The following is an 11,711-nucleotide window of genomic DNA, read 5'->3' as shown; positions in this document are numbered from 1 at the left end:
CCTCGTAATGAGGCTTTTTTATTAGGTTTTACTTAATCAATGGGACGTAATAGAAAATTATGAAATTTACAGATCTTTATATAAGTATCTTCAAATAACTTTTCCATTTTAGGATTTCCATTATGATAGTCATCCCAAAATGCTCCACTAAATTCTTTAGGTTCAATAGCAGTAGTTATAGTATCTTCCTGTTTATAAAATGAAATTTCCCAACCTTCAGGTATACTAGGATTAATTATTTCAAATTTAGAAATTTCTACAATAACAGGGGTACCATCCGAATCACGGCGAACAGATACCTTTGTTTCATTTCGATATTCATTAAATTGCACCCCAAAACAGATGTATCTATTCCCAATAGTAAAATCGTACAAATTACTATCGTTACACTTAAGTATCATGGGTTTACTATTCCTTTTACTTTGTAATCTTTAGTTTTAAAATCAATTTAATTCATTTTAATATCTATGCCCATATTTAAAATCCTGAAATTCATTTCAGACCTTATAAAAATTTTCTGAGTAAGTTTGCTATTAAATCTTGTAACCATGAACAAATTATCTTAAACAAAATTATAAATTATTATTTTAAAAACAAAAAAGCTAGGTCTCCCTAGCTTCGATATAAAGATTACTACACTCAATTTAAATATAATCAACCTTTTGAGCTTTTAAAATATCAAGCTGCAACATCTTTTTCTTTTTATATCTATAGGCAATAAACAAACCAATAAACCATATTGGTGAGCATTCAAGCGCAATTAAGGTGTCATGATCTAAAGCTAAAATTACAATAGTGAAAACTAAAAACAGCATCGTAAACCATGCCATAAATAATCCACCCGGCATTTTATATTGGGATTGAATATGTAATTCAGGGAATTTTTTACGATAGGAAATATAAGAAAGTACAATCAACATGAATGTAAAAATACATAAAATTGAAGTGAGCGCTGAAATAATTGTAAACGCAGTCATAACGTTTGGAACAATAAATAAAATAGACGTTCCCACCGTCACGCAAGCCATCGAAAATACGAGTCCTCTAATTGGAACCTTACTTTTAGATAACTTACTAAAGCTTTTAGGTGCATCATTGTCTAATGCTAAACCGTATAACATACGACTGGTTGCAAAAATTCCGCTATTGGCAGAAGATAGCGCTGAAGTTGCTACAACAAAATTGATTAAACCTGCTGCAATTGGTAAACCCACCAATGTAAACATTTCTACAAATGGACTTTTTTCTGGCGACACTTTAGCCCAAGATGTGACCGCAATAATACAAACCAATGCACCTACGTAGAACAATAAAATACGTAAAGGAATAGAGTTAATCGCTTTTGGAAGTGATTTATGCGGGTCTTTGGTTTCAGCAGCAGTTGTACCCACCAGTTCAATACCCACAAACGCAAATATGGCAATTTGGAAGCCTGCTAAGAAACCTGTTACACCATAAGGAAACATCGACTCTGTTTCAAACAAATGGCTAACCGATGCCTTAACACCATTTGGAGAAGTAAATCCGGTACTAATTAAGTAAATACCCGCAAGAATGAACAGAATAATTGCTGTAATTTTGATGAGGGAAAACCAAAATTCGAGTTCACCAAATAGCCGAACGGCCACAAAATTGAGTATGGTTAAAATTGCCAATGAAGTAAATGCAGGAATCCAGACGGGTAAATCGGGATACCAAAACTGCATGTACCCTCCAATCACAATCACATCTGCAATAGCTGTAATAATCCAGTTACACCAGTAGGACCAACCCAGGAAGAATCCCGCCCACGGACCAAGATATGCCGTTGCAAAATCTGCGAATGTTTTAAAATTAGTATTCGCCAGCAGCAACTCCCCCATTGCTCGCATTACGAAGAAAAAGAAGAAACCAATAATTAAATAGGTTAAAACAATTGAAGTTCCTGAAATACTTAATGTTTTTCCGGAACCCATAAATAATCCAGTCCCGATTGCACCGCCAATCGCAATCATCTGAATATGACGATTGGTTAATGAGCGTTGCAATTTCTCTTCTTCTTGCTCAGTCATATGTTGACTACCAAGAAGATCTCCTTCCAGGAATTGCTTTCCGTTATTCTTACTCATGTAATATTTACTCCAATTTATAGCAATCGTTGTAAATGTTTTAATAATAAATAAATTATATGATTATCAATTTAGTCCATTAAATCATGTTAAAAATATTATTAAATCATTTAAAACCTTATAAATTCCTTTTTAAAAGCTATTACCTATAACAATAAAAATTAATCATAAATCCTTTCCTTCATTATTATATTAGCCTGGCCTCTATCAATATAATTTCAGTAGACAATTAAAATATATAAATTAATTAAATATTTTAATTGTCTGTCGTTTATAGAATAGAGGCAGGCTAATGAATTCCAGCTCAGCGAGCAAGATTGTATTTATCCATGTACCAATCTTGCGTTAGCGATAATATAGTATTCCTTCTTAAATTTGGTGAAATGTATAGTATTTCTGCTTAATTAACAGCCATTCGCAAATGATCAGTCTCTTTGAGTTTGTTTACTACTTTTGGATTGAAAACGTGTTTAGCTTGAACACTTAGCACACGAACTAAACAACCATTTTCGGCATTCAATTGTTTTGCTTGTTCTTGTGTTAGTTGCAATATTTTCTGATGAGGTTTGCTATACACAAGAATGGCGCGATAATTTTCATAGTCATCATTGGCTACAATGTAAGGTTCATCCCCTACCGCAATATTTTCAGGTTGTTCAATTTGGACCGCTACAGACTGACTTTCTTTAATCGCCCGTAAGTTTTCAATATCGGCCTGCAATGTCGCCCCACCATCAAAAATATCGACATATCCTTTATAGCGCAGCCCTTCTTCTAGCAAGAGATTATAGGCTGGTCGAGTATTTGGATGAACAATACCAATCGCTGCTTTAGCATCATCTGGCAACATATCGACATAAAGAGGATGTCTTGGCATCAGCTCTGCAATAAATGCTTTTTGCCCTACTCCACTTAAATAATCGGCTTTGGTAAATTCAATATCAAAAAACTTATGGCCTACCGCATTCCAAAATGGTGACTGCCCATTTGCATCGGAATAACCACGCATTTCTGCCACAATCGTTTCTTCAAAATATTGGCGAAATGCAGATAGGAACAAGAAGCGAACTTTAGATAAAAATTTGCCATTTTTATTTAAGCGATAGTCCGGATCTAAAAATAAAGTACAAAGCTCACTACAGTTGGTGTGGTCATTACTTAAATATAGTGTTGGTAAAGCTTTATAAACACTTAGCGGTTCCGAGGCATGAACTTGCGTCCCTACATGAAAGTTGTACCAAGGCTCTTTTAAACCGAGTGCGACTTCAATACCGCACACACCCACCACTTTGTTGAGTTCAGTATCTTCGAGAACAAATAGATAAACCTGATCTGCCTTTGGCAACTCACCTGCCACTGTCTTGCAAGCTCGGTCGATGCGCGCTGCCAATTTTTCTATATTGGGCTGTAAAGACGTCAAGCCAAAACCTGCTTTTTGAGCCAACAGGTAAAGGTCATTAACATCTTTAGGTTCAATGTAGCGAATAATCATCATGCCGCTTGTTCATCCTTTTGAATTGCTACGAAGCGAGCAAGTGCACGGTCAAATCTTTTTAAGCCTTCATCAATATCAGCCAAAGGAATAATCAGAGATGGTGTAAAGCGCACAACATTTGGACCAGCAATAAGACTAAGTAATCCCTCTTCACCCGCAAGGTTGTTAATATCTTTTGCTTTGCCAGTGAACTCTGATTTTAAGACGCAGCCAATGAGTAAACCTTGACCGCGAATTGTTTCAAAGATTTCATATTTTTCGTTTAATTTATTTAAAGCTTTTTTATAGTAATCATGGCGCGCTTTAACACCGTTAAGCACTTCAGGCGTATTAATAAATTCAAATACGGCACCTGCAACCGCACTTGCTAACGGGTTACCACCATAAGTCGTACCGTGGGTACCGACTGAAAAATGTGGTGCATACTTATCAGTTGTTAACATTGCACCGACTGGGAAACCACCACCTAGTGCTTTTGCAGTTGTAAGAACATCTGGAATAACACCAGTGTTCATGTAGGCATAAAGTGAACCTGTACGGCCTACACCAGTTTGTACTTCATCAAAAATAAGTAAGGCACCAAACTCATCACATAGTACGCGTAAGCCTTTTAAAAATTCGATGTCAGCCGGAATAACGCCGCCTTCACCTTGTATTGGCTCAACAATAACCGCACAAGTTTGCTCATTAATTACCGCTTTTGCTGCTTCTAAATCATTAAAGGCAACATGATTGATACCATTTGGAAGCGGTGCAAAGTCTTGTGAATATTTAGGTTGACCGCCTGCTGAAACGGTAAATAAAGTACGACCATGAAAAGCATTTTTAAATGCTACAATGCCACTTTTACCAGCAACACCGCTGTCTAGACCGACTTTACGAGCTAGTTTCAATGCAGCTTCATTGGCTTCTGCACCTGAGTTACAGAAGAATACCTTGTCTGCAAATGTATTTTCAGTGAGTTGTTTTGCAAGGCGTAGAACAGGTTCATTTGTATAACCATTGCCCACATGCCAAAGTTTTTTTGCTTGTTCTGTTAAAGCATTCACTGCCACTGGATGCGCATGACCTAATGCGTTTACTGCAATCCCGCCTGCAAAATCGATATATTCTTTATTTTCTTGATCCCAGATACGTGAACCTTCACCACGTACAGGAATGAAATTTGCTGGTGCAAAAACTGGAACCATCCATTCGTTAAAGTTACTACGAGAAACTGCAAAATTATTCATCTTATCTAGTCCATTAAATTGAATTATTAGGCTTAACTGATGACCTTATTATTCAAAATCAAATTGATTCACAAAATTTGTAATTCAGTCAAAAATGAATTATTTTTTACCAATCTGATAATTGACAATTACAATATGGATAACATTGATCAAATTATTTTAGGTTTGCTTAAAGATAACGCACGGATGTCTGTTACCGAGTTAGCCGAAAAAGTTCACGTTTCAAGAGCAACGGTTAAAAAGAGAATCGAGTATTTAGAGTCTTCAGGCATCATTACCGGATACACTGTACGGTTTAAACCCAATGCAGAACGAAATGTCATCCGCGCATGGATGAGCATTATGGTCGAAGGGACCAAAGCGCAGTCTGTGATTAAAGAACTACGCCTAGAAAGTGCAGTCGAATGTTTGCATAAAACCAATGGCAAATGGGATATCTTGGTCGAGCTACGATCTGACACTTTAGAAAACTTCGATAAAGTTTTAGAAAGAATCAGGAACATTTCAGGGATTTATAATAGCGAAACCAGCATCCTGCTTGCGAGTCATAAGACCTGATATTAATGGTTTTATTATTTTTTCAAATTAATAACCTACAAACATATTCAATATACTATTCTACAGAATAGGGTATCTCTTTCTGTAGAATATATTGAAAGACTATCTATGATCAGTTTGAAATTTTCATTTCAAGAACAAACTTATGCTTTTCATTTTCACCAGTTGCCTGATCAATTGCTTTCATATCCTCTATATAATAAATAATCTCTATCCTCTTCCCTACCATAAAAAGATTTATATCTGATTCATTATTAAAAAAAATACCTTGCTTCACAATTTTACCAATATCTTTTAATTCGATATCCATAGTGTCTGGTATGTTGCCATTATCCATATCAGTTGTATAAATACGCCGAATTATTCCTGATATTTCTTGACGTGGAATTATCCCTGAATCTAAATTATTTAACCACTCGAGCGAACCATATAGCCCATATGCGCCTTTCAATCCATGCATTGGTCTTAATTCATTTAAAGTTAAAGCCTGAACTGTTTTTATATAATTAGGATCTTTTCTTATTTTATCTCTAACATGGTATACCAAATGCATAGATTCCATAACATCACTCTCATTCAAAATTATATTCTTTCAATAAATTATTACTAAAATAAATTCAAGATCATACTTAGTCTAACTAGATATTAATAATATATTGGTCATTATTAATATGAAATGAATTTTTACGGGACTTAGGTTAAGTAAGTGACTTAACTTTTGAAAATCATGCTCCCTTTCCAAAAACTTGCACCCTCCCCCTATAAAAAGGTACAGAACTATCTTGCGGTAGTGAATCAATAAAGAATAATTAAAAATCCACATAATTTTTTTATTTTTTTAAACAATCAAATCAAAAACTTAAAATCTAATTTGATTCAAATTCAAACCTTTTTCGCTCTCTCCCCTCATCAAAGCATTTGACAGAAAATTTAAAACATAATACATATAGTATTATATGTTATATGTTAAAACCTAAGGACAAGGTATAAAAAATGGCTAACACTCAACTAAAACACTTTATTAACGGCGAATATGTTGCTAGCAAAGGAAATGATTATTTTGACTTGGTAAGCCCTGTGACTGGCGAAGTTTATGGTCAATCGCCTAATGCAACCGAGGCAGAAGTTGATGCTGCTTACGCTGCTGCAAAAGAAGCTTTTAAAATTTGGGGACGCAGTACACCTTCAACTCGTCAAAAAGCATTATTGAATTTGGCAGATGCTATTGAAGCAAATGCGGAGCGTTTAATTGAGGCGCAAAGTCGTAATACGGGTCAGTTAAAACACTTAATTGCATCTGAAGAAGTGGGTGCATCAGCAGATCAGGTTCGTTTCTTTGCAGGTGCTGCTCGCCTACTGAATGGCACAGCTTCAGGTGAATATTTAGAAGGTTTAACCTCTTCTATTCGCCGCGAACCAGTCGGTGTAGTGGGTCAAGTTACACCTTGGAACTATCCACTCATGATGGCTGTTTGGAAAATTGCGCCTGCTTTAGCAGCTGGTAACACTGTGGTACTTAAACCAAGTGACACAACACCAGAAAGTACACTTTTACTGGCAGAAATTGCTGCACCATTTTTTCCTAAAGGTGCATTTAATGTGGTGTTAGGCCAAGCTCAGGTCGGTTCAAAAGTTGTATCGCATAAAACACCTGCGCTCGTTTCTATTACAGGTTCGGTTCGTGCAGGCTTACAAGTTGCAGCTTCTGCGGCAGCAAATTTAGCTAAAGCTCATCTTGAGCTTGGTGGTAAAGCACCTGTGGTGGTTTTTGAAGATGCCGACATCGATAAAGCAGTTGAAATGATTGCTTTAACGGGTTACTTCAATGCAGGACAAGACTGTACTGCTGCAACACGCGTGATTGTTGCTGAAGCAGTTCACGATGAATTTTTAGGTAAATTAATTGAAGCCGCAAAAAATACACGCTTTGGTGAACCAGATGATCAAGACGCACTTTATGGTCCACTCAACAACGCTAATCAATTAAAGAATGTTAAAACCTTTATTGACAACTTACCTGCTCACGCCAAAGTTGAAACGGGTGGCAAGCAAGCCAATCGTCCAGGCTTCTATTTTGAACCGACTGTGATTAGTGGTTTAAAACAACACGATGAAGCAATTCAAAATGAAATTTTTGGGCCCGTGATTACTGTTCAAAAATTTACAGATGAAAATGATGCCATTGAAAAAGCCAACGATATTGAATATGGCTTAGCTTCAAGTGTCTGGACTAAAGATCATGCACGCGCAACTCGCCTGTCTCGTGAACTTGATTTCGGAACCGTTTGGATTAATACCCATATTCCTCTAACCGCAGAAATGCCACACGGCGGCTTCAAAAAATCAGGTTATGGTAAAGATTTATCAGGCTACGGTTTTGAAGAATATACACGCGTTAAACATGTAATGAGTTCAAATGAATAATAAAAATCAGATTTGAAAGGAGATCAAAATGAATAAACAAGAAATGAAAGACTTTGTGAGTAAGGCGCATCACGAGTTATTTAATTTACATGACACCACTGCTCTAGACCGTTATTTTTCGGAAGACTTTATTGAGCACTCTCCACTGGTTGCCAACGGTATTTCAGGATTGCGTCAACTGGTAGAAGACTGCCCCGACATGCAACATGAAGCTGTGCGTGTATTGGCAGATGGCGACTTGGTTGCTATTCATGGGCGCTTTCAGGGATTAGATGAAAACCCGTTAGTTGGCTTTGATATTTACCGCGTTAAAGATGGAAAAATTGTGGAACATTGGGATGGTCTGGTAGCAGAAGCAGCTCCGAATGTGAGTGGCAGAACACAATTAGATGGTCCAACCGAAATCGTAACTCACCATGACCCAGAGGAAAATCGTGAGATTGTGACCTCTTTCTTTAAGAAGTCATTAATTGATGGCGATTACGAAGCATTTAAAGAATACACCCACGGCGATCAGTTCATTCAGCATAGCCCAGATATTGGGGATGGCGTTAAGGCAGTGATTGATTTTTTGAACAATATCCGTAATGAAGGGCAAGGTTTGGTATACTCCAAAACTCATCGCTCCATTGCTGATGGTCAATTTGTATTGACACATTCCGAAGGAAATATTGCTGGAAATCGACATGCCTATTTTGAATTGTGGCGTGTAGATAATGGCAAAATTGTTGAACTTTGGGATGCAATACCAGCTGTGCCTGAAGATGAACAGGCAGTCCATCAATATGGCGTGTTTTAATCATTTATCCGTTTCATTAAGCTAAGTCACTGACTTAGCTTTTAGAGAATTCGCCATGTCAGCATATACGATAATTTTTGCACCTATCGCTCAGGCAACTCGCTCGGAACAAGTTGTTGAACGCTTGGAAAATGCAATTATCTCTGGATTGCTCAAAAGCAATGAACAACTTCCTAACGAGGCGGATTTAGCTCGCTTAATGGGAGTGTCGCCGATTACCGTTCGTGAAGCGTTAAATACTTTACGGGTAAAAGGTCTGATTGATACACGACGCGGACGAAACGGCGGAAGTTTTGTTTGTGAGTTACCTTCCGATTTACTCTTAAACAAACATCCTTTGCGTCAAGCTTCAAATGAATATCTTGCTGATCTAGGTGAATTTCATAGTGCAATTTTAAGCCATGGTGCCTATTTGGCAGCACAAAGAACCACTGAATATGAACTGGGCAAAATCAAAGAATTGATTGAGCAATTTGAACAAGCCGTTGAAGCAGACACTCGTGCCCAGCTTGATTTACGTTGCTTGCTTACTCTCACCTCTTTTGCCCAATCAGCTCGACTGGCAAATCAAGAGTTAACTATACAAGCCGAATGGGCTCCGCTCATTGCTGTGCTTTATCAAGATGACCATTTTCATCAATTGGTCGTCGCGCAATACCACCAACTTTTATCATCTTTTGTTCAAGGCAATGAAGATGATGCTGTTATTCAAGCACGAAAAATTATTTCGATGCTAACAGACCAAATGCTTCGATATAAGTTATCTATCGAATAAAAATAATAAAACAGAGCGCTTATCAAATATCGAGTGAGAAATACGGAATTTTAGGAGTTATAGGAATGACCCAACATTTAGATATAGAAGAGCTTCAAAATTTGTTAAAGACGGTGGTTGAGGAAACGACAGCCATTACAGAAAAGCTGGCAACTAAAGCGAGCAAAATTCTGTCAAAACATGAACCTGAAAAAACAAAAGACATTAAGCTTTCAGGTTCAGAACGTTCAGCTTTGCAAAAAGAAATTAAAAAGGCATTACAGGAAAGCCATTACAGTCAAGGTATCGGCTTTGCAAGTTATAGCCCTGCAACGCAAGAAGAACAAGATTATTGGACACTCGAATGGTGGTATAAAAAAGAAGATCAGTTACAACAAGCCAAACTTGAAAACTATCAAAATGCTCAGCGATTTTTAGATTTTCGCTCTTTTGAGTGGTTCCATAAACCTGCTCAAAATAAAAGTCCCTGCATTCATGGGCCTTATGTCGATTATATTTGTAATGGTGCATATACCATCACCCTTGCCCATCCGGTCATGATTCGTGATCAATTTATCGGTGTGATTGCCACAGACATTTTAGTTTCTTCACTCGAAAAACTACTCATGCCGAAGCTTAAAAACATTAAGCAAAAAGCAATCGTGATCAACGATTCTTCTCGAGTCATTACGTCAAATGACGTCACGATCAGGACAGGCACATTATTTAGAGGACAAAGCCCCGAGCAGGTTCTCTCACGACCATGTCAATCTTTTCAACTGGTCGTTATCTAGAGCAAAGTCAAAAATACTAAATATTTGACCTTGCTTTAGGGCATCACCAAAGCGAAATAGCACCTGAAGCCTCTGGCTTTTGTTCAAACTTTCTTCAAACAGACTTGCTCATTCAGGTCTTGGGGAAGTTTTGGCTCAAAAATAGCATCGCTTTTCCGGATGAAAAGCAAAACAACGAAATTTGAGGTTGAAATGACATGGAAAATAAAACGTCTTCCTTAAAAAAACTGTCTCTTTGGCAAGTCACAATTATCGGTATTGCCTACATGACTCCCATGACGGTGTTTGATACTTTCGGTATTGTCTCTGGCATTACCAATGGACATGTGCCACTCGCATATTTACTCGCACTTGGTGCCATGTTACTCACCGCTTGGAGCTATGCAAGATTCAGCAAAAATTCAGAAAAATCAGGCTCAGCATATAGCTATACCGCTGAAAGTTTAGGTCCTAAAAGCGGTTTTTTTGTCGGTTGGTGTTCCCTACTCGACTATCTGTTATTACCCCTCATTAATGTTTTGCTAGCTGCAATTTATCTCACAGCTCTTATTCCAAGTCTGCCTTATTGGTTTTGGGTGTTTGTGTCGGCGGGCCTAGTCACTTTAGTAAATTGTTTCCGCATTCGGTTACTTGCCAACTTAAGTCTCGTGTTTGTATTTGCCCCCATCATACTCATGGTCATTTTTGTTTATTTAGTGATTAAGGGTATTGGCTCAACTCAAGGTTATGAGCATGTGCTTACATTAGCCCCACTCTGGCATGAGCACCAAACTATCCTACCGCTCGTTGCGGGTGCCTCAGTTTTGTGCTTTTCATTTTTGGGCTTTGATGCGGTTACCACGCTATCAAATGAAACCAAACAACCTACTAAAAATATTCCTCGAGCAGTCATGTTAACAACTCTCGCTGGCGGACTTATTTTCTTCACGGCTGCTTGGTTTATTCAGCTTTATTTTCCAAATAATCTACGCTTCCAGCACCCTACTGAAGCACTTCCTGAAATTGTGCTTTATGTCGGCGGTGCTTTTTTCCAATCCGTATTCTTATGCGGACAAATTATGAACACTGTCGCCTCTGGTCTTGCCTCTCATGCCAGCGCTTCACGTTTACTGTATATAATGGGCACCGATAATATTTTTCCTAAAAAGTATTTTGGGACAATTCACATCTCCTTAGGTACACCATTTTTTTCGGTTTTATTTGTTGGTCTTATTTCAATGTCTGCGGTTTTTCTAGATTTAGCACAAGTCGTAAGCCTGATCAGCTTTGGTGCGCTAGTCGCTTTTACAGCCGTAAATTTCTCAGTTTTTATGAAGTTTTATATTAAAGATAAACAGCGCTCAGGGTTTAAAAATAAATTTCTAAACCTCTTTTTACCGCTTTTATCCGTCATCAGCATTATTTGCCTCTGGCTTAACCTTGATTCATCTTCGCTCACTTTTGGATGTTTCTGGTTATCGTTAGGCATTCTTTTATTTATCTATAAAACGATTAAAAAACAAAGTATTGCGATTAGTAATGCTTATTAATTTTTAAGGAACTTCGTC

Annotated in this window: 11 protein-coding genes; 6 read left to right on the top strand and 5 right to left on the bottom strand. The window is 37.5% G+C overall.

What is annotated here, in order from left to right; genetic code table 11:
• Positions 1-32: 32 nt before the first annotated feature.
• The 4 genes from RMB13_RS13635 to RMB13_RS13620 all read right to left on the bottom strand — a co-directional run bounded on the left by RMB13_RS13635 (position 33) and on the right by RMB13_RS13620 (position 4,835).
• Positions 33-401 carry a hypothetical protein gene (locus tag RMB13_RS13635; RefSeq protein WP_209830302.1) on the bottom strand — a complete coding sequence of 123 codons (369 nt, stop codon included), beginning with the start codon at positions 399-401 and terminating at the stop codon, positions 33-35.
• Positions 402-644: 243 nt separating this feature from the next.
• Positions 645-2,108 (bottom strand): amino acid permease, encoded by a 1,464-nt coding sequence (locus tag RMB13_RS13630; RefSeq protein ID WP_042897806.1) that lies wholly within the window; start codon positions 2,106-2,108, stop codon positions 645-647.
• Positions 2,109-2,508: 400 nt separating this feature from the next.
• Entirely contained in the window at positions 2,509-3,603 is a 1,095-nt protein-coding gene (astA, locus tag RMB13_RS13625; RefSeq protein WP_311085489.1) for an arginine N-succinyltransferase, read from the bottom strand.
• On the bottom strand, positions 3,600-4,835 hold the full coding sequence (locus RMB13_RS13620) for an aspartate aminotransferase family protein (protein WP_311085488.1): 1,236 nt from the start codon (positions 4,833-4,835) through the stop codon (positions 3,600-3,602). The genes astA and RMB13_RS13620 overlap by 4 nt, the downstream gene beginning before the upstream one ends.
• 135 nt (positions 4,836-4,970) lie before the next feature.
• Here RMB13_RS13620 and RMB13_RS13615 point away from each other — a divergent pair, with 135 nt between their 5' ends.
• Positions 4,971-5,393: an Lrp/AsnC family transcriptional regulator gene (locus RMB13_RS13615; RefSeq protein ID WP_002120489.1), complete on the top strand. Its 423-nt coding sequence runs from the start codon at positions 4,971-4,973 to the stop codon at positions 5,391-5,393.
• A 112-nt stretch (positions 5,394-5,505) separates the two neighbouring features.
• Here RMB13_RS13615 and RMB13_RS13610 read toward each other — a convergent pair whose 3' ends face one another.
• Entirely contained in the window at positions 5,506-5,955 is a 450-nt protein-coding gene (locus RMB13_RS13610; RefSeq protein ID WP_311085487.1) for a hypothetical protein, read from the bottom strand.
• Positions 5,956-6,386: 431 nt separating this feature from the next.
• On the opposite strand from RMB13_RS13610, the gene RMB13_RS13605 reads away from it, so the two are divergent.
• The 5 genes from RMB13_RS13605 (at position 6,387) to RMB13_RS13585 (ending at position 11,693) form a co-directional block, all read left to right on the top strand.
• Entirely contained in the window at positions 6,387-7,817 is a 1,431-nt protein-coding gene (locus RMB13_RS13605) for a gamma-aminobutyraldehyde dehydrogenase (RefSeq protein WP_311085486.1), read from the top strand.
• Between the two features lie 28 nt (positions 7,818-7,845).
• Positions 7,846-8,616, top strand: coding sequence for a nuclear transport factor 2 family protein (locus tag RMB13_RS13600; protein ID WP_198496245.1), 771 nt, complete (start codon positions 7,846-7,848; stop codon positions 8,614-8,616).
• 55 nt (positions 8,617-8,671) lie between these two features.
• Positions 8,672-9,391: a FadR/GntR family transcriptional regulator gene (locus tag RMB13_RS13595; protein ID WP_004641942.1), complete on the top strand. Its 720-nt coding sequence runs from the start codon at positions 8,672-8,674 to the stop codon at positions 9,389-9,391.
• A 65-nt stretch (positions 9,392-9,456) separates the two neighbouring features.
• Complete coding sequence (locus RMB13_RS13590; protein WP_311085485.1) at positions 9,457-10,164, top strand: cache domain-containing protein; 708 nt, start codon at positions 9,457-9,459, stop codon at positions 10,162-10,164.
• A 197-nt stretch (positions 10,165-10,361) separates the two neighbouring features.
• Positions 10,362-11,693: an APC family permease gene (locus tag RMB13_RS13585; protein ID WP_198306792.1), complete on the top strand. Its 1,332-nt coding sequence runs from the start codon at positions 10,362-10,364 to the stop codon at positions 11,691-11,693.
• Positions 11,694-11,711 lie beyond the last annotated feature (18 nt).

The organism is Acinetobacter sp. V102_4, assembly GCF_031799005.1.
Taxonomy (GTDB): domain Bacteria; phylum Pseudomonadota; class Gammaproteobacteria; order Pseudomonadales; family Moraxellaceae; genus Acinetobacter; species Acinetobacter calcoaceticus.
This window is presented reverse-complemented; position numbering and strand designations above follow the sequence as displayed.